This window comes from Neobacillus sp. K501, from assembly GCF_053749995.1.
In genome coordinates this window covers 25,442-49,922 of sequence record NZ_JBSLYA010000009.1, presented here as the reverse complement: position 1 = coordinate 49,922, position 24,481 = coordinate 25,442, and the positions used below count along the sequence as shown (strand labels likewise).

Annotated in this window: 21 protein-coding genes; 3 read left to right on the top strand and 18 right to left on the bottom strand. The window is 39.7% G+C overall.

The window, feature by feature from the left end; genetic code table 11:
• Position 1: 1 nt before the first annotated feature.
• Positions 2 to 370: an ArsR/SmtB family transcription factor gene (locus ACWM35_RS18870; protein WP_454820411.1), complete on the bottom strand. Its 369-nt coding sequence runs from the start codon at positions 368 to 370 to the stop codon at positions 2 to 4.
• Between the two features lie 185 nt (positions 371 to 555).
• Between ACWM35_RS18870 and ACWM35_RS18865 the strand changes: the two genes are divergently transcribed.
• Positions 556 to 1,614 carry a hypothetical protein gene (locus ACWM35_RS18865; RefSeq protein ID WP_454820410.1) on the top strand — a complete coding sequence of 353 codons (1,059 nt, stop codon included), beginning with the start codon at positions 556 to 558 and terminating at the stop codon, positions 1,612 to 1,614.
• 19 nt (positions 1,615 to 1,633) lie between these two features.
• Here ACWM35_RS18865 and cydS read toward each other — a convergent pair whose 3' ends face one another.
• The 12 genes from cydS to prfB all read right to left on the bottom strand — a co-directional run bounded on the left by cydS (position 1,634) and on the right by prfB (position 13,896).
• On the bottom strand, positions 1,634 to 1,732 hold the full coding sequence (gene cydS / locus ACWM35_RS18860; protein ID WP_454820408.1) for a cytochrome bd oxidase small subunit CydS: 99 nt from the start codon (positions 1,730 to 1,732) through the stop codon (positions 1,634 to 1,636).
• An 18-nt stretch (positions 1,733 to 1,750) separates the two neighbouring features.
• Positions 1,751 to 2,776 carry a cytochrome d ubiquinol oxidase subunit II gene (locus ACWM35_RS18855; RefSeq protein WP_454820407.1) on the bottom strand — a complete coding sequence of 342 codons (1,026 nt, stop codon included), beginning with the start codon at positions 2,774 to 2,776 and terminating at the stop codon, positions 1,751 to 1,753.
• A complete protein-coding gene (locus ACWM35_RS18850) occupies positions 2,773 to 4,119 on the bottom strand; it encodes a cytochrome ubiquinol oxidase subunit I (RefSeq protein ID WP_454820406.1) in 1,347 nt (448 codons plus the stop codon). The genes ACWM35_RS18855 and ACWM35_RS18850 overlap by 4 nt, the downstream gene beginning before the upstream one ends.
• A gap of 228 nt (positions 4,120 to 4,347) precedes the next feature.
• On the bottom strand, positions 4,348 to 4,911 hold the full coding sequence (locus tag ACWM35_RS18845) for a putative ABC transporter permease (protein ID WP_454820405.1): 564 nt from the start codon (positions 4,909 to 4,911) through the stop codon (positions 4,348 to 4,350).
• A gap of 186 nt (positions 4,912 to 5,097) precedes the next feature.
• Positions 5,098 to 6,291: a PDZ domain-containing protein gene (locus ACWM35_RS18840; RefSeq protein WP_454820404.1), complete on the bottom strand. Its 1,194-nt coding sequence runs from the start codon at positions 6,289 to 6,291 to the stop codon at positions 5,098 to 5,100.
• A gap of 141 nt (positions 6,292 to 6,432) precedes the next feature.
• A complete protein-coding gene (locus ACWM35_RS18835; RefSeq protein WP_454820403.1) occupies positions 6,433 to 7,887 on the bottom strand; it encodes a S41 family peptidase in 1,455 nt (484 codons plus the stop codon).
• Positions 7,888 to 8,042: 155 nt separating this feature from the next.
• Positions 8,043 to 9,329, bottom strand: a complete 1,287-nt coding sequence (locus tag ACWM35_RS18830) for a murein hydrolase activator EnvC family protein (protein ID WP_454820402.1) — start codon at positions 9,327 to 9,329, stop codon at positions 8,043 to 8,045.
• 140 nt (positions 9,330 to 9,469) lie between these two features.
• Positions 9,470 to 10,363, bottom strand: coding sequence for a permease-like cell division protein FtsX (ftsX, locus tag ACWM35_RS18825; RefSeq protein ID WP_454820401.1), 894 nt, complete (start codon positions 10,361 to 10,363; stop codon positions 9,470 to 9,472).
• Positions 10,353 to 11,039, bottom strand: a complete 687-nt coding sequence (gene ftsE, locus ACWM35_RS18820; protein WP_454820400.1) for a cell division ATP-binding protein FtsE — start codon at positions 11,037 to 11,039, stop codon at positions 10,353 to 10,355. The genes ftsX and ftsE overlap by 11 nt, the downstream gene beginning before the upstream one ends.
• 281 nt (positions 11,040 to 11,320) lie before the next feature.
• Positions 11,321 to 11,644, bottom strand: a complete 324-nt coding sequence (gene cccB, locus ACWM35_RS18815; protein WP_454820398.1) for a cytochrome c551 — start codon at positions 11,642 to 11,644, stop codon at positions 11,321 to 11,323.
• Positions 11,645 to 11,695: 51 nt separating this feature from the next.
• On the bottom strand, positions 11,696 to 12,562 hold the full coding sequence (locus ACWM35_RS18810; protein ID WP_454820397.1) for a YitT family protein: 867 nt from the start codon (positions 12,560 to 12,562) through the stop codon (positions 11,696 to 11,698).
• Positions 12,563 to 12,794: 232 nt separating this feature from the next.
• Positions 12,795 to 13,896 (bottom strand): peptide chain release factor 2 gene (gene prfB, locus ACWM35_RS18805; protein WP_454820396.1). Its coding sequence is split into 2 segments (ribosomal slippage): positions 12,795 to 13,823 and positions 13,825 to 13,896, totalling 1,101 coding nucleotides; the frame shifts between segments, so codons are not numbered across the junction.
• 474 nt (positions 13,897 to 14,370) lie between these two features.
• Here prfB and secA point away from each other — a divergent pair.
• Positions 14,371 to 16,884: a preprotein translocase subunit SecA gene (gene secA, locus ACWM35_RS18800; protein ID WP_454820395.1), complete on the top strand. Its 2,514-nt coding sequence runs from the start codon at positions 14,371 to 14,373 to the stop codon at positions 16,882 to 16,884.
• A 301-nt stretch (positions 16,885 to 17,185) separates the two neighbouring features.
• Here secA and ACWM35_RS18795 read toward each other — a convergent pair whose 3' ends face one another.
• Positions 17,186 to 18,421, bottom strand: a complete 1,236-nt coding sequence (locus tag ACWM35_RS18795) for a DUF5667 domain-containing protein (RefSeq protein WP_454820394.1) — start codon at positions 18,419 to 18,421, stop codon at positions 17,186 to 17,188.
• Positions 18,422 to 18,668: 247 nt separating this feature from the next.
• Complete coding sequence (gene hpf / locus ACWM35_RS18790) at positions 18,669 to 19,217, bottom strand: ribosome hibernation-promoting factor, HPF/YfiA family (RefSeq protein WP_454820393.1); 549 nt, start codon at positions 19,215 to 19,217, stop codon at positions 18,669 to 18,671.
• Between the two features lie 256 nt (positions 19,218 to 19,473).
• On the opposite strand from hpf, the gene ACWM35_RS18785 reads away from it, so the two are divergent.
• Positions 19,474 to 19,971, top strand: coding sequence for a spore coat protein (locus ACWM35_RS18785; RefSeq protein WP_454820392.1), 498 nt, complete (start codon positions 19,474 to 19,476; stop codon positions 19,969 to 19,971).
• 10 nt (positions 19,972 to 19,981) lie between these two features.
• Here the strand turns inward: ACWM35_RS18785 and ACWM35_RS18780 are convergent, their stop codons facing one another.
• The 3 genes from ACWM35_RS18780 to ACWM35_RS18770 form a co-directional block, all read right to left on the bottom strand.
• On the bottom strand, positions 19,982 to 20,713 hold the full coding sequence (locus tag ACWM35_RS18780) for a ComF family protein (protein WP_454820391.1): 732 nt from the start codon (positions 20,711 to 20,713) through the stop codon (positions 19,982 to 19,984).
• Positions 20,710 to 22,197, bottom strand: coding sequence for a DEAD/DEAH box helicase (locus ACWM35_RS18775; protein ID WP_454820390.1), 1,488 nt, complete (start codon positions 22,195 to 22,197; stop codon positions 20,710 to 20,712). The genes ACWM35_RS18780 and ACWM35_RS18775 overlap by 4 nt, the downstream gene beginning before the upstream one ends.
• A 121-nt stretch (positions 22,198 to 22,318) precedes the next feature.
• Positions 22,319 to 24,382, bottom strand: a complete 2,064-nt coding sequence (locus tag ACWM35_RS18770) for an LTA synthase family protein (RefSeq protein WP_454820389.1) — start codon at positions 24,380 to 24,382, stop codon at positions 22,319 to 22,321.
• Positions 24,383 to 24,481: the final 99 nt, after the last annotated feature.

The window sequence follows — 24,481 nt, the reverse complement described above, 5'->3', positions numbered from 1 at the left end:
ATCACCCACGGCCTGCCACCTCTTCCTGATGCTCAAAGGCGATGTGAATCAGTTGCTTAACATGATCGTCATCAAGGGAATAATATGCTAGCTTCCCCTCTTTTCGGTATTTTGCAAGGCCTAAGCTTTTTAAATGGCGCAAGTGATGGGAAGCTGTTGCTGTTGTTGCTCCAACAATATGGGCAACATCACAAACACAAAGTTCCTCCTCCAGCGTCAACGCATAGGCAATTTTCATTCGTGTTTCATCCGATAAAGCTTTAAAAAGCTTTGTTACACCTATTATGTTTTCATTTTCAACAAGAGGCTGTAATCGCATCGTTTTTTCATCATCGACACATGAAACCTCGCATACATCTCGCTCTTTCATATATTCACCTTCTTTTCTCATTCAAATATTCGTTTGATTATATAATATTCAAATGGACATTTGAATGTCAATGAATTTGAAAGGAATTTTTTACAAAAAGGCTCAATTACCTGCCGGAAATTGGATAAATCTTACTTTCAATGATAAAATATTACTAGATACATAGTATTAAAGGGGGGATTTTTATGGTGGCTCTATCAAAAACGAGGTGGATGTGGTTTATTAGCCTGCTTACCTTAGTAGTTGGTTCGAACATACTCCTTTATCAGTTAAACATGATGCAGCCCCTTTCGAAAGAGGTCGCTCTGGGCTCACTAGTAGATTTTCTTATCGTTGTGCCGTTAATCACCTACTTTTTTATTATCCGCAAGCGGTATTCATTAAAATATTTATTGCTTGTCTTGCTAGCAGGATATGGTACAGCTTGGCTCATTATCCCTCAAGGCTATCTTGCTTCTTATTCATTTGTGAAATACATCTTATTTGCCGGTGAGGGTGCACTATTTTTATTAGAGTCCTATATTGTCTTTAAACTGATGACGAAAATGCCGGCTATCATTAAATTTTATCAATCAAATTCGGTTGAATTCTCCACATTTCCTTATCGATTAGAACAAGCTTTCACTCGTTATTTGAAGCCAAACCGTTTTCTCGAAATCATCTCTTCTGAAATAACAATGTTTTATTACAGTCTATTTTCTTGGAGAAAAAAACCTTTACAATCCGGACTAGTCTTCACCTCTCATAAAAAAACGAGTGCCATTGCGGTTTATGTAATGTTAATACACGCTCTTATCCTAGAGTCGGTTGGTTTTCACTTTTTGCTTCATTCTTGGAATGAAATCGTGGCCATTATTGCACTCGTGTTAAATCTGTATACATTACTCATCTTTTTAGCAGAAATTCAAGCGATACGTTTAACACCATTTATCATTACGAATCAACATTTATATTTACAAGTCGGGATTATGAAGCAACTGATCGTTCCGATTGAGGAGATTAAAAGCATTCACTATTATGAAGGTCCTGAAAAGATTTCTAAAGAAGAGGAAAAAATTGTTTTTGACGCATGTATGCCCGACTTTATGAGAGAAAAACCTGCTATTGAAATTGAGTTGTACTCGCCACAGGAAACAAAGATGATGTACGGATTTAAGAAGAAAGTAACAAAGGTTCACCTTCGCCCAGATGAACCCCATATGTTTTTCGAAACCTTAAAAACAAAAATAGAGAAACAGAGCTGAGACTGACCTCGGCTCTATCTCATTTAATGGCATCGTCCTTCACAGCTATCCAAAATGCAGCTACTATTGAAAGAAATACGAATAGAAGCGGGGCATAAAAAATAAAAAACTCATCCATCTTGTCTGTCCACTCTCCTTACACATGACCATCTCGTTTCCCACGAACATATTCTTTATTAAATAAAAACAGTTTTAACAAAAGATACAACGATGGCAGAAGCAAGCCAAGCCCGGCAATAAAGACGATAACTAGAGAAGTTGCCATCGCTTCATTCGTAAAACCATCATATATTGTCAAAAGCGGATACAGTAAATAAGGATAATGAGAGAATCCATAAGCAAAAAACGCAAGTAAAAACTGGCCAATCATCAGCCACACAGCTGTCCCGTAGCTCCTTCTCCGGCAAATAAAGTACACCGTTCCTGCAAATAACAATGCAGACATTAAAAATAACCACCATAGATCAAGCAATCTTTCGTAATGTTCGGGATTATGATTTGCCAATTCGACAATAATTCCGGTGGCGGTGATGATGGTTGGTGCAGCCCAGATCAGCGCGTACTTCCTCATTAAATCCGTTGCCTCCACATCCTTGGCATAATTTGCATACCAAGTTAAAAATACCGCTGATATATATAACACTGCGGACAAGCTGAGCACCACAATACTCCAGCTTAACGGACTCGTAAACAATGTCCAATAATTGATGACTGGCGCATTATTTTCCATTGACACAAAGCCGCCCTCGGAAATCGTCAAGACGATGGATAACGAAGCAGGAATCAGTAACCCTGAAAGTCCGTAAAGAACAGCATATCTTTTATGCTTCAGTCCCCCATAGGTAGTAAAGGCATAGTACGATCCGCGAATCGCCAGAAGAATAATTGCAATGCTCGCTGGAACTAGAAGCACTGTTCCATAATAAAAAGCGGTTTTCGGGAAGAAACCGACGATGCCAACAAAGAAAAATACTAAAAACACATTAGTGACTTCCCAAACAGGTGACAAATATCGCTGGATAATTTTCGTTAAAATATGCTGCCGGTTGGTTACGATACTATAAGCATTAAAAAACCCAGCACCGAAATCTATCGAGCCGATAATCACATAACCGAAAAGAAACAACCATAAAACAGAGATACCAATGATTTCAAGGTTCATTTCATGTCACCCGCTTTCTCTAAGGCGCGGTCGGTTAATTCCTGTTCCACGGTATTCTTTCGAAACATTCTTGACAGCACGACAATACTTGCTGCGCCTAAAACTAAATATAAACCTGCAAATAATAACAGCATAACATCTACCTGACCGCTAGTTGTCGCTGCATCCTTTGTCTTCATGATTCCTCGTAATATCCAAGGTTGCCGCCCTACTTCATCAAGCCACCAGCCTGCTTCAATCGCAACAATTGAAAGTGGACCGCCGAGAACAAGCAGCCAGCGAAACCATTGAGAAGAAATGAAGCGCCATTTTTTCCAGATACCTAGTAAATATATTAACGATAAAAAGGTCAACCACATGCCAATCGTAACCATGGTATCAAACAGATAGTGTATATATAATGGCGGCACTTCATCCTTTGGAAATTCATTAAGTCCAGTAACTTCAGAACTGGGATTACTATGCGCCAAAATACTTAATGCAAACGGAATTTTCAGCGCATATTTTACCTCATTGTTCTCTAAGACGCCGTACAGGATAAGCGGTGCTCCTTCCTCTGTTTCAAAGTGCCACTCAGCTGCAGCCAGTTTTTCCGGCTGATACTCAGCTAAGTACTTTCCAGAGAAATCACCGATAATCGCCGAGGAGATTGAGAAAACGAAACCAAGCTTCATCATTAAATATAAAGACTTTTTATGATAAACATGATCTGCCCCTTTCATTAACCGAAAGGCAGCAATAGAACCGAGCACAAATGCGGATGTCATATAAGCAGTTACCACAACGTGGGCAACCTTTGTTGGCATTGCTGGATTAAACATCGCAATGAGCGGACTCACATTAACAAGCTGTCCATTGACAAGATCAAAACCCTGAGGCGCATTCATAAAAGCATTGACGATCGTGATAAAAACAGCTGAAAATGAGGCACCAATCGCAACCGGAATCAGCAAAAGCAAATGTTTTTTTTGATTCTCAAACCTGTCCCACGTGTAAAGATAGATCCCTAGAAAAATGGCTTCAAAGAAAAATGCAAATGTCTCCATAAACAAAGGGAGGGCGATCACATTTCCCGCCAGTTCCATAAATTTCGGCCATAACAAGGATAGCTGCAGGCCAATAGCGGTGCCTGTCACCACACCGACCGCAACGGTGATTACAAATCCACGTGTCCAGCGTCTTGCCAACAGTATGTAATGTTCATCCTGTTTCTTGATTCCCACCCATTGGGCAATCATGATCATCAGAGGGATTCCCACACCTATGGTCGCGTAAATAATGTGGAAGGATAAGGTTAATTCTGTTAGGACTCGGCTATAAAAGACTGCTTCTTCATTTCCCAATTCCCGCACACCTCTTTATCCTGAAAATAGCCTACCAATAAACGAAAGCCCTATAATGCAAGCAACAATAAAGCTAAGCCAAACTAATACCCGTTCCTGTTTCTTGTAGATAGAAACCACTCCTGTTACTCTCTTTACTTCTGTATTATCATTCCCAAATGATAAAGTTATATTTTTGATTTTTTTAAGTCAAAACGGATGCCATATGGTTGGCATCCGTTTGAACAGCTATTGGATGGTATCAGTGGTAAACCCTTGAGTGGAATGTCTTCGAATTGCTAAAGCCAATTCAGCAATAAAATATAAGAATGTAGCTGGCCAAACCCAAGCCCAAACAAACTCAATGGATCCGTACAAAGACACGATGACAGGATGGATCCACTTTAAACAGATTAGCGATAGGAAAATCCAGCAAAGCGAGAACGGTAAACAAATATGCCCGTTCAGCTGCAGGGGCATATCGGAGTAATCCCACCATTGTCGCTGAAAAAATCTTTGTAGTAACACTCCGCTTACATATTCAACAATGGTTGGAATGAAAAAGCAAAGAAGGATGACAACCGTCAAATTTGTTTCTGGACGAATGAAATAAACCAATAAAAGAGGGGCAAAGCCGTACATTGGCTTAAACGGTCCAAGGAAAAAATTCGGTTTAAAAAATTCACGGCCTGTAAATTTGCTGTAGCAATTCTCTAAAAGCCAGCCGAACAATGAGTAAACCATGAAATAAAATATGATCGAAGATGCTCCCTCGAAACTTAAACTAATAGGATGATAAAACGCTAACCACACTGGCTGAACCACCTTTCATAAAAAATTTCCATTTTATGATTTGCATGGTGAGTCCAAAATATTCCGTGGAAATGAAGGATTTTTCAACATGATTCTGAATGATTTCCGAGGGATTTGCGGTGAATTCTGCTATAAAAAAAACCTGCTTCACACAGAGGTTTGTGTCAGCAGGCAACTATAATTACATCAACCTATTCTTTCATCATACTTCCGCTCATCTTGAACGAATAGAATACCAAGTTCATGATGATCACCTTCATATAACGCACGTTGAACGAAGCGAACCTCTCCATTTGTATCGAGAATATCGAGCTTACAATGAGCTCGATTTTTTTGTAGAGCTTCATAAAGGACTTGTTCATCACGAACGGCGACGCCATTTACTTTCGAAACAAGCTCCCCAACCTGAAGCCCGAGCTTATCAGCAGGTGATTCTGGAATGATCCCAATAATCATCAAACCATTATTCTTTTTCGAAAAATAAAACGGTAAACTATCATCCTTCAGTCGTAGCAATAAGGAAATCGATTCCCTGCCGATAATAGCCAGTGCCGCAGCCACGATAGATACAAGCGGATACCAATAGCCAACAATGGACAATAGTGTTGTCATAACTCCCAGAGAAAAAACACGTCTCCCTACTAACTGAATGGACTGCTTAGGCAGCATTCCTTGGATTTGCTGATGAAATCCAACTGCAAATGGAACTAAGATTAATGAGTAAGATCCTCCGCCAACAGAAAGAACTGGCCACCATTCAAATGATAGTGTAAGTGCATCTCCTGGAATCAGCAAAAACAGCGGAAGCAGCCAAAAACGTCTAACTTCATGAGCGCCGACACTTTGCCCGCGTCTGCTTTTTACAATCTTTGGAGAAGTTCCTTTCCCCGCATTTTTAGTAATCAGTATACCCTCAACTATTAACAGCAAGGCTAGAACTAAAACCACCGAAGGATAAATCTTCTCATCAAGTGCTTCAAATGCCTCCCTGAATCCTGGAATCGACCAGTTTTTTTCGGCGATTAAGCATATCGCAAAAAATGCTGCCCCGACCGTGTATGCAGGTGACATCAATCGAATATTTGTTGTAAAACTTAGTAAAATTGTAAAAGCAGCTATAAGAAGAATTGCGGCAAATGGTACGGCGACTCCCACTGCTACCGTAATAACCGAGAGCACAAGGCCCGCAACAATACCGAGGGGAAACAACTGACGAAGCTCAAAATAAGCATCAAAAGCCCGCACATGGAAATCTTTCCGCTCGCGCTTTACTCTCATCACGCCTAAGACCCCCGAAAGGAAAACGAGATAGTAAAATACCGGATGAAGAAATAATTTACCAGTCCCTATTAATAGCTCCATAAGCCATGCTTGCACCAACTATACCACCTGCCTCTATCAATTATTTCTACTAATCTCGTAAAAAGTCTCCTAAAGATTATTTTACCAAAATCGAGGGATAAAACCTATTGCTAGTTTCTTGAAAAATAAAAAATAAAAAAACAGAGGCCAAAGCCCCTGTTATTGTGTAACCAATCTTAATGCGGTTTGCAGCTGTAGATCGTTTTTCTCTTTTTTCATTTCTTTAATTGCTTCTTCCTCGAGTTTAGCAGCCGTTTTAGCATCAATTTTTCCAGTTGGCTCTAAGTCAGCTTGCTGCTGGAATCCTTTTATAGCAGTCGTTGTCTCAGAACTAAAATAGCCATCCGTTCGCCCCGGGGCAAAGCCTAAGCCTTCCAAAATTTCTTGGGCATTTTTCACCTGCTCATTGTTCATATCCTCTACAAGCGGCTCATCAACCTGGAGGGGATGCGTATCAAAAATAGCTGGCTGCTTCATCTCCACATCCGGTTTAATTCCTTTCTTATGAATCCACTTGCCATCTGGAGTTAGCCATTTAAATAACGTTAATTTAATATTACTGCCGTCACCCATATCTACAGCCTGTTGAACCGTGCCTTTGCCGAACGAAGTTTCACCAATTAACGGATAGCCTGCTGCTTCTTTCAGTCCACCTGCTAAAATCTCAGATGCAGATGCGCTACCTTTATTAATAAGAACCACGACAGGATAATCCTTTTTCTCTGTCAGGCTGGAGAAATGTCTTAGTTTTTCACCGTTTCTCTTTTCAATTTGGACATAAGGCTTTTCCTTTGTAACAAATTCTTTCAAAATTTCTTCTACACTATCAAGCCTGCCCCCAGGATTTCCTCGCACATCAAGGATTAATCCCTCCATATCTTTCTTTTCTAATGAATTCAATTCCTTTTTAAAATCTTCTGCGGTATCCTCAGAAAAAGATGTGATTTCTATATAACCAACCTTTTTTCCGTCCTGCTCCTTCATTGAAGCATGGATGGTCTCAATCGGAATTTCATCACGGGTTACATGGATGATAAGTGGCTCTTTAAGCCCTTTTCTGGCAATTTCCAAACCAACCTTTGTTCCTTTTTTTCCGCGAATTTTTATTGTCGCCTTACTGAGATCAATGCCCTCCACACTTTTTCCATCAATTTTTATAATTTCATCATTGGGCTTTAAGCCAGCTTTTTCAGCAGGGGAATTTTTAAATGGAGATACAATCACAATTTTTCCATCGACCATTCCAACCTCTGCCCCAATTCCTTCAAACGACGATTCAAGTGCTTGATTAAATTGCTGTGCTGTCTCCTTATTCATATAAACGGAATAGGGATCTTCGAGGACTGACAACATTCCCTGAATCGCACCTTCAATCAATTTATCGCTTTTGACCTCTTCTACATACTGACTTAGGATTAATTCGTAGGCTTTGTTCACTTTTCTTAGATCTTCAGAACTTGCTTGTTCTGTTACCTTCATTTTCTGTTTTGTTAATGATTGCTCTAAGGCTGAATCTTCCTTCGATTTTTCTATCCACTGCATCCCGGCATAAGTACCCCCAGCTCCTGTCAGCAGCGAGGCAATCAAAAGCAGGGCAATCCATTTCCCTCTCATTCCGTTCCCTCCCTCATAAAACCATGTCTATCACTTATTATTAAAACGAATCACATGACAGCCTGATTATTAACTTATATGTAGGAAATGGACGAGTTATGAATTTTTCCAGTATAAAAAAATGGAAGAAGCTCAGCTTCTTCCATTACATTTGATCATGATGGCATTGGTACAATCCCAACAGGGTTAATTGCATTCGCTTTATTTTGTGTCCATTGGCCTCTATGCAGTTCAAAGTGCAAGTGCTTCCCAGTGGAATCACCTGTGCTGCCCATGATACCGATTTGCTGCCCCTTGCTCACAGTTGCTCCTGCTCCAACCATCCGTGCTTCCATATGGGCATAAACAGTCGTGTAGGTTTGGCCATTTATCGAGTGAACAACGAAAATAACATTTCCATAGCTGCTAGAATAATAGGAACTACTTACAACACCGTCAGCTGCGGCCCAAATTGGGACACCAGCGGCACTATTCGCAATATCGACACCTGGGTGGAAATCTCCTGGACGGAAACTATCCCGATTACCAAAACCAGAGGTAAATCTTCCGTTCGCTGGCAGTCCAAATGCACCACTAGAAACTGGCGGAGCAGAGACTGAACCTCCACCACCACTAGTTGCAGAGTTATTCGCAGCCGCAGCGGCTGCAGCGTCAGCTGCCGCTTTTGCTGCACGCTCCTGCTCAAGCTTGATTGCCTTTTGTAGAGCTGCCGATTGTGCAGCAAGTACTTGCTCCTCTTCCTGCAGTTCCATTTTATGCGAATGAATTTCTTCCTCTTGCTGCTCTAATGTAGCCAGCATTTGATTTTTTTGCTCTCGTTGAGCATTTAATTCCTGGTTCATTGTTTCTAACTCACCTAGCATTTTTTCAACACTAGCAAGCTCTTGTTCTACTTTTATCTGATTCTCTTCAAGACTCTTCTTATCCGCTTCATGCTGCTTTAAAATTTCTTGGTCTGCTTGCATGATCGTAGCCACGGCATTTGCACGGTCGATAAAATCGCTAAAGTTTTTTGAACCCATCAAAACATCAAGATAACTAACCATTCCGCCTGTTTCCTGATAATTTCGTGCCCGCTCCTTCAAAAGCTCATTTCTTTTATCGATCCGTTCTTTCGTTACTTTTATTTCTTCTTGAAGTCTAGTAATCTCGACCTTTGTTTCTTCTACCTTAGCTGTTTTTTCACGAATCTTCGCGTGGGTATCACCAATCGCTAAGTCAATTCGCTGCATTTCTGACTTTACACCAGCTTGTTGTCCTTTAATACTATTAATCTTTTCTTCAGCCTCTTTAATATCTGAATTTATCTCTGAACGATCACCTTGAACCTTATTCTGCTGTTCCTTCAGACTTGAAACAGTATTAGCTTGTACGATTCCTCCAAACATCGAACCGAATCCTACCGTTGTCGCAAAGGTGAAAATTACTAGTGATTTCTTCAACGCCCGATACTCCTCTCTATGTGTATTTATGTACAGGAAAATCGCCCGAGAAAAAAGGAAGGGAGAACCTTCCCCAAACCCTTCCTGCATCAAAAAAAGCGCAAGCGCCTTGTCCAGGCGCTGGAGCTAAATTCAGAAAACTAAACCTTCAAAAACTTTCTTACTGACATAACGCTTCCCCAAACGCCGATCAGTCCGCCCATTAACACAAGCAAGCCGCTTACCTGATAAACAAATGGCTCAAACGGTAAAATTTGAATAAAATTACCTACAAGCTTTGGAGCTAGAAAAGCATAAGCATTATAGTATGCAATAGAAATTAAGATAATTGGTAAAATCGCTCCTAGTATTCCAAGCCATAATCCTTCTAAGAAGAACGGCCAGCGAATAAAGGCATTCGTTGCTCCAACTAATCTCATGATTTTTATTTCTCTTCGACGAGCAATAATGGTAATTTTAATCGTATTGGAAATTAAGAAAACAGCTGTGAAGAATAACCCAGCGATTAGGACAATACCTACGTTACGGCTGGCATTAATAAATTTAAATAGCTTCTCGACCGTCCCTTTTCCATAGACGGACTTTGTGACATATTCAAACTTCGCCATTTTTTCGGCTATTTTCATTGTGTCATTTGGATTTTTCGTTTTTACGATATAAACATCGTTCAGTGGATTGTCCTGTTCAAAAAGCTTAAAGGAATCCCCATCCTCACCCATACTTTTAATTAAGGCTTGGAGTTCGTCTTCTTTCGAAGAATATTTAACACTTTTTACTTCTGGAAGCTGTTCAATCTTACTCTTCAGTGCCTTCTGGTCTTCTTCATTTGCCGCTACATCAATGTGAACGCGGATTTGCACGTCCTCTTCAATGGTTTCTGCCACGCGATTAAGATTCATCATAATAACGAAAAATACACCGACTAAGATAAGCGTTACCGTAACAGCACTCACGGATGCAAAGGTCATCCAGCCATTTCTGGTAATACTTTTTAAGCTTTCACGGGCATGACGGCCAAGGGTTCTAATTTTCATAACCGTACTCCCCTCTTTGCTCATCGCGAACGATTTTTCCAGCTTCAATCGCAATCACGCGGTGCTTAATCGTATTCACGATTTCCCGGTTATGCGTGGCCATGATAATGGTCGTTCCTCGATTATTAATTTCTTCAAAAATATTCATAATTTCCCATGATGTCTCTGGATCGAGGTTTCCTGTAGGCTCGTCCGCAATCACAATTTTAGGCGAGTTCACAATCGAACGGGCAATCGAAACACGCTGTTGCTCACCACCAGATAATTCTGTTGGCAGCATTCTAGCCTTATGCTTCAAGTTAACAAGATCAAGCACTTCCATTACACGTTTCTTGATAACTTTCGGTTGTGCTTCGATAACCTCTAAAGCAAAGGCAACATTTTCATAGACAGTTAACATCGGAAGAAGTTTGAAATCCTGAAAGACAACCCCAAGGTTCCGGCGAAAAAGTGGTACCTTTTTCATCTTTAATTTTGCAAGGTTCACGCCGTTCATGGTAATCGTCCCTGAAGTCGGTACTTCCTCACGGTACATCATTTTAATGAATGTTGATTTTCCTGCACCACTCGGACCAACCACATAGACAAACTCTCCTTGGTTAATTCGAACATCTATCCCATTAATTGCAGTTACGCCATTTGGATACTTCTTATAAACTTCTTGCAATTCTATCATTAGATCACCTATTTTAAGTTTAGTTGTGAACTGAAGAAAATTCGACAACAACTTTTATTTTCCTGCATAAAAACAAAATCCCTTACAAAATGTGAAGGATTTCGCATAAATTCATTATAACATTCTCAACCATGATGAAAAGCGGTAAAAATATTACAGTTTCTTTTCAAATACTTCATATATTGACATATGTATCCTATCTTACCATAAAAGTTTTTCGACAAAAACTTTTAAAATAAAAAACGTTCTGCTTTTGATACAGAACGTTTAATAGCTTTATTTTACTTTTTAGCTGCGAGCCAGTCAGCAACTTTATCTAGGTCATCGCCTGAAATAATACCTGCTGGCATTCCGCCGTCAGTACCATTCTTAATAATGTCGGCAATTTCATCCTTGGACTTGCTTGCTCCAATAGCACTCAAATCAGGCCCCATGCCACCTTTTAAATCCCCGCCGTGACAGCTTGAGCATTTTTGATCGTAGATCTTTTCAGCATCCCCTGCTTGTGCAGTGTCACCGCCGCCTTCATCATCGCCGCCGCCACAAGCAGCAAGGCCCATGACAAGAGCAGTTCCCATTAGCATTTTTAGTAGCTTTTTCTTCATCATTTATCCCCCTATGAGAAAAAATTCCATACACCCCTAGTATACCCAGTCTTATGCGCGTTTGAAACCTTCACCTAATACCTCAGCTGCATCCATAACCACAACAAACGCAGACGGGTCAAGGGTTTTGACCAATTGTTTCAATTTTGTGAACTCCCGTTGGTCAACCACACACATTAGGACTGGACGTTCATGATCGGTAAAACCACCGTATGCAGATAGTTTTGTCACACCTCGGTCGATTTTATTCAGAATTCCCTCACGGACTTCCTCCTGTTTGTTCGTAATAATCATCGCTGTCTTTGATCTACTCAAGCCAACTTGAACTAAATCAATGGTTTTACTTGTTACATAAAGGGCAATCAAGGCATACAAACCTCGTTCAATATCAAACACAATTGCTGCTGCCATCACGATCAATCCATCGATTAGGACGACACAGGTTCCAAGTGTTAAACCTGTATATTTATTGATAATTTGCGCGGCCAAATCGGTGCCTCCGGTCGAAGCATTTCCCCTAAACACGATTCCTAAACCAAGGCCGACACCAATACCGCCAAATAACGCTCCCAACAGTGCATCATTTGTCCAAGGCTCAATCGTTTTTGTAAAAAAAACAACAAACGGAAGAAATATCGTTCCTACAAGAGTTTTTACTCCAAATTGTTTTCCTAATAAAATAACACCAGCAATGAATAATGGAATATTAAACGCCCACTGCACATACGCGGGCTCCCAGCCAAACACACTTAAAAGGATCGTGCTAATCCCACTGACGCCGCCTGAAGCAATCTGGTTAGGCAGGAGAAAAACATTAAATGAGAGTGCAATAATCCCAGAACCAATTATTACATAAATATATTCAAGCGCCGTTTCAAATTTAGGCTGTATTTGCTGTTGATTTCGTTTTCTAGTCATTTGCTATTTCCCCTTAACTTGGCAATTCTAATATAATTTTCTAAAGTAACCGAGAGTGAGTATAGCATGGAGAAAATGCAGTGTAAATGGTGGTCAAGTGAAGCATTAAAGGGATGAAATTTTTATTAGCATTTGTCATTATGGTGGTTTTCATGAGGAAATCCATTATTTGCATCAAATTGTGTCAATAACAAAGCCTTTACCCATTCATAGGGCAAAGGCTTCTATATGATTATGAAATTCGGGAACGTAGGTAAGCATTTATAAACTGATCCAAATCCCCGTCCATCACAGCCTGAACGTTACCGCTCTCCGTATTTGTTCGGTGGTCTTTTACCATGGAATATGGATGGAAGACGTAAGAACGGATTTGGCTTCCCCAGCCGATTTCCTTTTGCTCTCCGCGGATTTCAAGAAGTTCTTTTTCCTGCTGTTCGATTTCACGTTGATATAGCTTGGCTTTTAGCATTTTCATCGCAGCCTCGCGGTTTTTAATTTGTGAACGTTCCGATTGACAGGTAACCACAACTCCTGTTGGCGTGTGGGTAATCCTAACAGCAGAATCAGTTGTATTAATATGCTGTCCACCCGCACCACTGGCACGATACGTATCAATTTTTAAATCCTCTGTACGGATTTCGATATTGATTTCATCATTAAATTCAGGCATGACTTCACATGATACGAATGATGTATGACGTCGTCCAGAGGAATCAAACGGTGATATCCTTACCAGTCTGTGAACACCTTTTTCAGCCTTCAAGTACCCGTATGCATTATGACCTTTGATTGCCAAGGTCACACTCTTTATACCTGCTTCATCACCAGGAAGATAATCCAGTGTCTCCACCTTAAAGCCCCGTTTCTCCGCCCAACGCGTGTACATTCGAAGCAGCATCGAGCCCCAGTCCTGTGACTCTGTTCCACCTGCACCTGGATGAAGCTCTAAAATTGCATTATTTTTATCATATTCTTCACTTAAAAGTAACTGAAGTTCAAATTGATTTAAGCGGGAGGTCAGCCCTGTCAACTCTTCTTCAAGCTCTGCTTGTAATTCAGCATCACTTTCTTCTTTTACAAGCTCATAACTTACTTCCAAATTTTCAAATGTTTCATTCAAGGCATGAAATTCATTGACCTGTTCTTTTAGTGCATTTGATTCACTAATAACCGCCTGTGCTCCCTGTTGATCATTCCAAAAATCAGGATGCAGCATCTGATCCTCTAACTCTGCTATCCTTGCCTCTTTATTTTCGAGGTCAAAGGGACCCCCTAAAGTCCGCTAAACGAGTAGCTGTTTTTTCAAGTTCATTACGAATTTCTGCTAATTCCATCATCGTCACCTCTATAAATATTCGGTCTGTACCATATTCTATGTTCTTATCGTTCTTGAGTCCTCATCCATTATAGCCTGTTTAGATAGAAAATTCCAAAGTTGTATTGCCTCTGTGGATAACACTACTTATTAACAACCCCTATTCATTATTTTCAGAAATGCGATGTGGATAACCCTAGTTATCTACAGTTTTTTGTGATTATTCCCAAAATTCATCCACATATCTACAATTTCACCGAACTTATCTACATGAATTTGGTGATAATTCAAATAACAAGATACTTATCCACATATTAAAGAGAGGATTAATTCTCCGATTTAATTGGATCGATCGACAAGATGGCCTATCGGTAACAAAGTTGTCACTCCATAGCGGAAGTGGTAAGATAAAAGGGAAATTATCGAGTGTTTTTGTAAGAATTTATGTAGTAATTAAATAGGTTAATCTCGAAATAAAGGAGCGTTTCTTCATATGATGGGGATTTTAAATAAAGTGTTCGACTTTAATAAACGCGAACTGAAACGGTTAGACAAACTTGCAAATCAAATTGATGCACTAGCATCAGAAACAGAAAAACTTAGTGATGATCAACTCCGTGAAAAAACGGAAGAATTCAAAGCACGCTATCAAAAGGGCGAAACACTGGATGATTTATTAGTTGAAGCATTTGCGGTTGTCCGTGAAGGTGCCCGACGTGTGCTTGGCTTATATCCATATCACGTTCAACTCATGGGGGGAATTTCACTCCATGAAGGGAATATCTCCGAAATGAAAACCGGGGAAGGTAAAACGTTAACGGCAACAATGCCGGTTTATTTGAATGCACTTTCTGGAAAAGGTGTACATGTTGTTACCGTCAACGAATACTTAGCCAGCCGTGACGCAAATGAAATGGGTCAGCTCTATCAATTCCTAGGTTTAACGGTCGGTTTGAATTTAAACAGCAAATCAAAGGAAGAAAAACAGGAAGCTTATACCTGTGATATTACATACGGTACAAACAACGAGTTTGGCTTCGATTACCTGCGTGATAACATGGTTCTTTATAAGGAGCAAAAGGTTCAGCGCCCACTTTTTTATGCGGTTATCGACGAAACGGACTCTATTTTAATTGACGAAGCACGTACTCCGCTTATTATCTCTGGTTCTGCACAAAAGTCGGCAACACTTTACATTCACGCCAATGCGTTTGTGCGTACGTTGAAAAAAGATCAAGATTTTACTTATGATGAAAAAACAAAGGGTGTCATGCTGACCGAAGAAGGAATCAGCAAAGCTGAAAAAGCTTTCGGAATTGAGAACCTATTTGATATTTCACATGTTACTTTAAACCATCATATCAATCAGGCATTAAAAGCCAATGTCAGCATGCACTTGGATGTAGATTACGTCGTCCAAGATGGCGAAATCGTGATTGTTGACCAATTTACTGGTCGTCTGATGAAAGGCCGCCGTTATAGTGAAGGGCTGCACCAAGCAATTGAAGCGAAGGAAGGCCTTGAAATTCAGAATGAAAGTATGACGATGGCAACGATCACCTTCCAGAACTACTTCCGTATGTATGAAAAACTGGCTGGTATGACCGGTACAGCAAAAACAGAGGAAGAAGAATTCCGAAATATTTATAATATGAATGTTATCGTAATCCCAACGAATAAACCGATCGCCCGTGACGATCGTGCCGATTTAATTTATTCTTCCATGGGTGGTAAATTTAGAGCAGTTGTCGAGGATATTGCCGAACGTCATAAAAAAGGACAGCCTGTTCTTGTGGGTACGGTTGCGATTGAAACATCTGAGCTCATTTCAGGGCTGCTTTTGAAAAAAGGGATTAAACATAATGTCCTAAACGCGAAAAACCATGAACGTGAAGCGGAAATTATTGCTGAAGCAGGTCACCAAGGCTCTGTTACCATTGCAACGAACATGGCCGGCCGTGGTACTGACATTAAGCTTGGTGAAGGGGTAAGAGAAATAGGCGGACTTGCCGTTATCGGTACTGAGCGACACGAATCCCGTCGAATTGATAACCAGCTTCGCGGACGTTCCGGACGTCAAGGAGATCCAGGGGTAACCCAATTCTACTTATCGATGGAAGACGAGCTGATGCGCCGCTTCGGTTCCGATAATATGAAATCGATGATGGAACGTCTTGGTATGGATGATTCCCAGCCAATTCAAAGTAAAATGGTTTCGAGAGCCGTTGAATCTGCGCAAAAACGCGTAGAGGGCAATAACTTCGATGCCCGTAAACAGCTCCTGCAATATGACGATGTTCTTCGTCAGCAGCGGGAAATCATTTATACCCAGCGTGATGAAGTGTTAGAATCAGAGGACTTGCGTGAAATTGCTGAAAGAATGATATTAACCGTCATTCAGCGCAGTGTTGATGCCCACGCCTCGAAACATGAGGATGAAGAAGCTTGGAATCTTCAGGGGATTATCGAGTATTTGAATGCCAACTTGCTTCATGAAGGCGACATCACCATTGGCAGCTTACGCGGGAAAGATCCAGAGGAAATGGTCGAGCTTATTTTTGCAAAGGTGAAAGAACGCTATAGTGAGAAAGAGCAAATTTTATCACCAGAGCAAATGCGCGAATTTGAAAAAGTAGTTCTGCTCAGAGCTGTAGATTCTAAGTGGATCGACCACATCGATGCGATGGATCAGCTGCGCCAAGGTATCCATTTACGTGCATACGGTCAAATCGACCCGCTTCGTGAATACCAGCATGAAGGCTTTGCGATGTTTGAGGCGATGGTTCAATCGATTGAGGAAGAAGCTGCCATGTATCTGATGAAAGCAGAAATCCGTAATAATCTTGAGCGCCAGGAAGTAGCCAAAGGTCAAGCCGTTCATCCAAAAGAGGACGGAGAACCCGTCAAGAAAAAACCAAAAGTAAACCAAATGGACGTCGGCCGCAATGACCCATGTATTTGCGGAAGTGGAAAGAAATATAAGAACTGCTGTGGGGCAGGGAAATAATATATGAGAGGGCAGGCGATTTTGTGATCGTCTGCCCTTTTTTCATTTTCATATGGTGTTTTCTACCATATTTCGCCTGACATTTTTGAATTTGCTTTGTTTATATGCCGCATTAATGAAAAATAGATCTCTATGTGACCGTACTTGCTTCTTTTTTCGATTTCCGGTCACTCCAGACCTTTTGCTGTGACCCAACTACCTTCTTCTTTCGATTTCCGGTCACACAGATTTACGAAATAAACTGCTATTCTCATAGCAAAACAAAAGGTGCACCTCAGAATATGTGCACCTTTGTGATAAATTAGTTATTTCCTTTTCCTTCAGCTTTTCCATTAGCTGCATTTTGCTTACCTTGAGCCTTTTGAGCGGCTTGTTGTTGTTTTGCTTCCGCTTTTCCAGCTGCTTCCTGCTGTTTTGCTTCCGCTTTTCTAGCTGCTTCTTGCTTCATTTCTTCCGCTTTTTGTGCAGCAACCTGTTTCATTTCTTCTGCTTTTCTCAACGCTTCTTGCTGTTTTGCCACAGCTTTTTCGGCAGCTACAGTTGCTTCCAATTCTGCTGCTTTGTTTACTTCTCCAACTTCAGTTGTCGTTGTTACTTGGTTTGTGCTTGATTCATTTTCAGGCTGAGAAATTACTTCTGTTACTACATCCTCAGAAGTCCCTTCTTCGATTTTGTTCTTTTTCTCTGCTTGTTTAGCTTGTTTTTCTTCAAGTCTAGTAAACTTTTTGTCTAGCTTAACAAACGTCTTTTCGATGTTTTTCATAATGGCTTGTTGTGCTTTTGGATTTTCAACCTTTGCAAGAACAGCCATTAATGCGTCAACATTGTGAGCAAGCTTCTTTTCAACTTCAGTTGCTTCACTATCAGAATCTGGAGTTGCAGATTCTGTTGCTTCGCCCTCAGTTTCAGTAGCCACTTCTTCTGTCTCTTCGCCGTCAGGTTCAGTAGTCACTGCTTCAGATTCTGGTAATACTTCATCTGCCTGTTGTTGAGTAGCAATAGCTTCTTTTAAAAGTTCTGCCGCTTCCTCCGATTTTCCATCAGCAATTAATGCATTTGCTTCAGCAATCCGCTCAGCCGCAAAATCAGCTAATAGCTGTGCCTCTTTATAGTCGTCAAATGTAAAAGCAAGGCGAATTTTTTCAGTCATTACTTTAACGAAATAGAAGAAATCTCCAGGCACTAATGATGGTGCTGCTGTTTCCTCTTCCTCTGTTACATCTGTTGATTCAGTTGATTCAGTTGATTCTTCATCAGTAGTAACTTCTTCTGTATCTGTTTCTTCGCCAGTGACAGGTTCTTCAGTTGTTGGCTCTGTCACTTCTTCCGTAGTGGTTTCGTCAACTGCTACACCAGTAGTAGTATCCTCACTAGTAGTTGTCGTATCTTCCGTCACAATCTCAACTTGTTCAATTGTTGTTTCGGTTGCTTGAGTTTCATCATCATTGGCAAATGCTGCACCGGTTCCTAATGAAAACACCAAAGTTGTTGCCAGCATACTGCTTGTTACTAATTGATTCAGTTTTTTCTTCTTCACGTTGTTTAGCCCCCTAATAAAAATATTTATCTAACAAAAATTACGTCGTATCTTATCAAATTTTGTGGGTAGGTTTGTAAGAAGAGTGTATATTTTTTTTCAGGAATAAGAAATGCGTAAATTTTTCCACAAAAATAGACCATTACCTTGAGTAACAATCCTTTTGCCCTCTAGATATCCAGTTGGTGATTTTTTACAAAATAAAAGCGCAGCCCCAAAATGCTGGGAGCTACGCTACAAATTCATATTAATGTGTTTCAATTAAACCATATCGACCATCTTTACGCTTGTATACCACGTTGGTACGGTTGGTTTCAGAGTTGTTGAATACGTAGAAGCTATGTCCTAACAGGTTCATTTGCAGGATGGCTTCCTCGCTGTCCATCGGCTTAAGATCGAAACGTTTGGTACGAACAAGCTCTAAATCTTCATCCTCCACATCATGTGCCTCTGTATTTTCAGAAACGGCAAAGGTAATTGGGAAATCACCTTTTTCACGGAACTTACGATTTACTTTTGTTTTATGTTTACGGATTTGACGTTCTAGCTTATCAGAAATTAAGTCGATCGCCCCATACATATCAACATTTGTTTCTTCTGCACGAAGAACTAAATTCGGAAGTGGAATGGTTACCTCAACCTTAGATGTTTTATCTTGATTGAATCTTAAATTCACATTTACTTTGGCTTCAGGTGTTTCGGTAAAATATCTTTCCAATTTAGAAATTTTCTTTTCCACATACTCTCTAATTGCTGGAGTTACCTCAATGTTTTCACCACGAACGTTATAATTCATTTGTGGACTCCTCCTTTATATTCCTATGTAATTACATTTCTATTTTACCCTATGATTATCCTGCTAAATCAGAACAAAAAATATGTCGATTTTTTGACAAAAACATAGGGGAAATAGTGACAAGCATCGACTCCATTGGACTCTTTTTTAATAAAGGATTCTACATCTTTAGTTTATTATTTACTGGGACAAATTACCACTAAAACGACCTATGAATAGGCTACAAAAGTGAAAAAAGTAAAAGGAGGCATGCAAATTGGAACAACAAGATAGGAGAACTCTTGCCTGGCATGAAACATTGGAGCTGCATGAACTTGTAGCCTTTCAGTCAATCGGGTTGATGAAACTAAAAATGTCCTTTAAAAAAGTCCCTGATCAAGAATTAAAAGAACTGTATCGAAAATGCATTCATGACCTTGAGCAAAATCTTAAGGAACTGTTAAAATTCTACCCATCAGCCCCGGGCTATCAAAGCAGGGATGAGGACGATTATCGGGAGGACATTGGCTTTTACGCAGGAGACTTACTCGCCTTGTCAAAAACGATGGTTCGAAACCTTGGGGTAGCCATAACGGAAACAGCAACCCCCGCATTGCGAAATGTCCTCTCCAAACAATTAAACGCAGCTATTAAAGGACATGAGCGTGTCTTTAATTATATGTATAACCACGGTCTGTATCCTTCCTATGATTTAGGTCAATTGTTAGGCCATGATGTCGAAATGGCACATAAGGCTCTCAAAATGAAATTTTAAACACAAAGATTCAGCGGGCAAGTGTGAGGGATTGTACCCTTTCCGCCCCCGCTACTTTTAAAAGCTTTGCTGCGTGCCTAAGTGTAGAACCTGTTGTGTAAATATCATCAATGAGCAGCACATTTTTACCTGCTAGGTTTTCTCTTACTTCAACTTGAAAAACTTGTGGAATATGAATCCGCTCGTGACGAGATTTTTTTGACTGTTTTTCCGAATGGATTCGTGACAGCATTTTTGTTGGCTGGTAACCAGCTTCGATAATTAAAGCTTCCGCCTGATTAAAGCCACGCTCATATAGCCGCTTCTCACTTAATGGGATTGGAATCAGGACATCTGGATTTATTTTTCGCAAAAAGTCCTTCATCATCTCAGCGAATATTTTGGCTAATAGATAATCTCCCCGAAACTTATACCTTGCCATCACTTCCTTAAAAAACTCATTGTAAAGATAAATAGATATATTTTGATGAAGGTACCCCTGCCATTCTGGATCACCTTCCCAGCGAAAACAGTCATGGCATAGATCTCCATGACGGAATTTATCTTCCAAATTTTCAAATGACCGGCTGCAGATTCTACATACGTCCCCTTCTATTGTTTCAAACTGTCCCTCACAAGAAGAACATAGAAGCTGAACTTTCTCTGCAGAAAAAATTGATCCCCAGCTAGTTTCAACATGGATTATTTCATGACAAATTAAACAGTGGGTATTAGGAAATAAGTTCGTAATATATGATTTCATTCGTCAATCAGACCCTTTCTGACTCCTTCATGGTTCATTGCAGTAATTTGTTTTCGTGCCTTTAACATTGATTCTGTTTTTCCATAATGGAAAAACGTCACATTACCATCAGGGAAATCCTTGCTCCTGCCTGCTCTTCCAGCAATTTGGACAAGAGCACTTTCGGAAAAAATATCATCCTCCGCACCAATCACAGCGACATCAATGTTGGGAAACGTAACCCCGCGCTCTAAGATTGTTGTTGTCAGCAATATGGAAAGCTCTTGGTTTCTCATTTTTTGGACCTTTTCTTTTCGTTTGGGGTCCTCGGCATTAACAGCTTCAATATTAGGAGCATAGTGGTGAAGAATCGGGAGTGCCTTTTCCATTAGGCGAATATGGGGGAAAAAGATTAGCGCTTGCTTGTTCTGTTGAATTCGATGTTTTATCCAACTAAGGACATTCGATGGAAGTTTGTCTTTTTTCAAGAGTTTTTGCCAATTGCCACACCACTCAAATCGGGGAACTGGGAGTGGATGGCGATGAAATCGGGCTGGGATCGTAGTGAAGGCTCGTTTTCCTGAACGGCATTCACGCTGCCATTTGTCATTGGGTGTTGCCGTTAGGTGGATCATGGCCGATGTAGGTTTGCGCGCTTGAATAGCGGCATATTGCAGTGATTCCTCGACCGTGTAGGGAAAAGCATCGACCTCGTCCAAGATGATGGTGTCAAAGGCATGATAAAAGCGAAGTAGCTGATGAGTAGTGGCAATTGTAAGCGGGGCATAGAGATGGCGGTCTGAGCTTCCTCCATATAAAGAAGCAACGGTTATTTTGGGGAAAGCAGCCTTAAGCCTTGGGGTCAGTTCTAGAACCACATCCGTTCTAGGTGTCGCGATGCAGACCCTCTTTCCAGCCATAAGTGCTGACTCAATTCCAGCAAACAATACCTCAGTTTTTCCTGCCCCACAAACCGCCCAGACCAGGAGTTCTTGGTTTTGCTCGATTGCATCTACCACTTGATCAGAAGCAGACTTTTGACCCTCTGATAATTTCCCCTGCCATTCGAGAATCTTTGCTGGTAGCTGAGTTTGTGGTGAAGGACCATTCCAGCCAATGAGCGGGCTGCAGGCAGCGACTCTGCCCATCATCAAGCATTTTCTGCAGTAAAGACAAGTTTCGCCGCATCTCGAGCAGGGAAATTGGGCAAACCAGTGATGCTCCTTGTTCCCACAACGGACACAGACGGGACTTTTCCCAATGTACTCAATCCCTTTACGATAGGTTATATATCCACTTTCATAATGGGCTTGGATTACGTTTAATGGGCTCGGAATATCATCGAGGAGCAGTTGTTTACCGGCGAGGAGCTTCTGAAAGTCAGGATCGAAGGAGTAGTTTTTGTTAAGTGGAGGCTGGGGGATCTCTGGGATTTGTGAGATGGGCAGGGAATTTTCATTATATTTTTGTTGGACTAAATTTTCAATGTTTAAATGGAAACGCAAAATTTCACCTTCTTTATATTAGTTAGTTGTTTCTTCGCCAAAAACATAGTAAATCCCTGCATTATTTATTAAAAGTTTATAATCAAATTTTTAAACACTAAAAAAGAGTGGTTTCCCACTCTTATTTGGAAAATAAAATATTTTTACTGTATTGCTTTCCGATCAGTAAATCATATTGTATTAATTTGTAGTCGGCAAGGAGCTCCTTTTGTGCTCTCGTTAACTTTCCCGTTACAAATTGTTGGTTTCCATTAATTTGAATTGTGTCTTTTAAACCAGGGAGTTCTAATTTGATCTTATCAAGAAGATTATAGAATGATGGTTTTTTCAAACCTGCCATATCAAAAACAATAGGACCAAAATAAATCGGACTCAAAGTCTGTATTTCTTGTTTATTTATAGGATAATTCGCATAAAAGAGTAATGGTGTTTCCGAAAGTTCCTTTTCATATAGATTTTTGTCATTTGCGTTTGAATAATTAGCTTCTTTAAACACTTGTAAATTAGGACCTAGTGAAGGTAGGTGGTCACCCCAAAAAACAATGATTGTTGGTTCTCCTAACTTTTCAAGCTTATTAACTAACAATTGCATAGCATCATCTGCCTGATTTACACCTTCTGTATATATCTCTAGAATTCCTTTTGATTCCTCCGAAAGACCTACAACCTTTATCTCGGTGTTTTCATATCGGTCATTAGGGTATGATTGATGATTCTGCATTGATACTGCATGTATAAACAAAGGTTCTTTCTGTTTCATTACTTGATATATGATTTCTTTTGATAAAGATTCATCAGACCTATATGTCCCAGCCACCTCTTTATATTTCATTTTCTCCATGTCGAGAAAATGATTAAATCCAAATGTTTGATACACTTTATTTCTCTTATAAAAAACTTTATTGTATGGGTGAATTGCTAAAGACTTATACCCGATTGAATTCAATTCGCTTGCAATCGTAGGTATAAATGCTTTTTTATCAATAACATCCTGATATGGAATAGAACCCACCTTTAAAAAATAATTTGATAGTCCCGTCAACGCCTCAAATTCAACATTTGCAGTTCCTCCACCAAAAACCGGTGATAAAGAATAGCCACCAGAATGGCGTTCTAAAAGGCTACGAAAATTCTTAAGTGGATCACTACTAAACTGTACATTTGCTAATTTTATTGGATCCCAAAATGCCTCATTCATAAGAAAGATAATATTGGGCTTTTCAACCTCGGATTGGTTACCATTTGAAATAATATATTTATCAGCAGTTTCTAACACCAACTTTTTTGAATAACCTTTTGGTCTATCAAGAACATCAGTGTGCAGATTAGAAATAAACCCAAAGACAAATCCGTTAGTACTATAATTTTCCAACTGATTCCATTTCACTATATCCACTTTTGTATCCTCAATGTATTTTTTCATAAAAGTCTCTGGAAAATAGAATATAGAATAAAGCATCACGGTAGTTACTACTAATAATATAACTCTCATCCAAATTCGAAGATTTGCCTTTGGTAAAAACCTAAGGAGATAAAGTAATGCTCCTATTACTATTACAATGACAATAACTGTTGTAAAAGATATATATTCTCCTATCATTGGTATAATATCAATTACTTGTTTTATTTGACTTAAGTCAGAAGGATATAACGGCTCCATTCTAAAATTCAGCTTTTGATAGTGCACATAGCCTAGGGTTAATATTAAAATGGAGGTAATAATTGAACTAATATAAATTTCTCCAATTAATGAAAACATAAATAAATAAATGAAAAAGAAGACTAGCGCACTAGCTATAAAAATTTGAATGTTTGCTAATATCCATTGGTCAGTTGCGACCGCATCCAAACTGAACTGGAAGTATTGACTGTTGTAACTTGTTATCAATGATACAATTATTGTTAAAATTACTATAAAAGAATATTTTATTACTGTGATTGCTTTGGGATTTGATTGTTCCAAATTTTTAATTATATTCAGTTGATACTTACCTGTTATCATCAAGATGATAGAGATACTAAGAACATTTATTGCAAATTTTTTGATGTCTTCTAAAAACCAGCTAACAATAGACATAAAGTGAAAGGATTTTGCAACTAATTGAAAAGATAATATTAATATGCATGAAATAATCCCATTAAGTGAAATTAATAATAAAATATCAGTAATAGTTTTTTCTAGCATTATTACCTCCATAGGGAAATTATAGCTATTTATTCCAAATAACCATAAAAATCGAAAGCCACCCTTATTTCATTATTAACAAAAAAAAAGCATCCTACG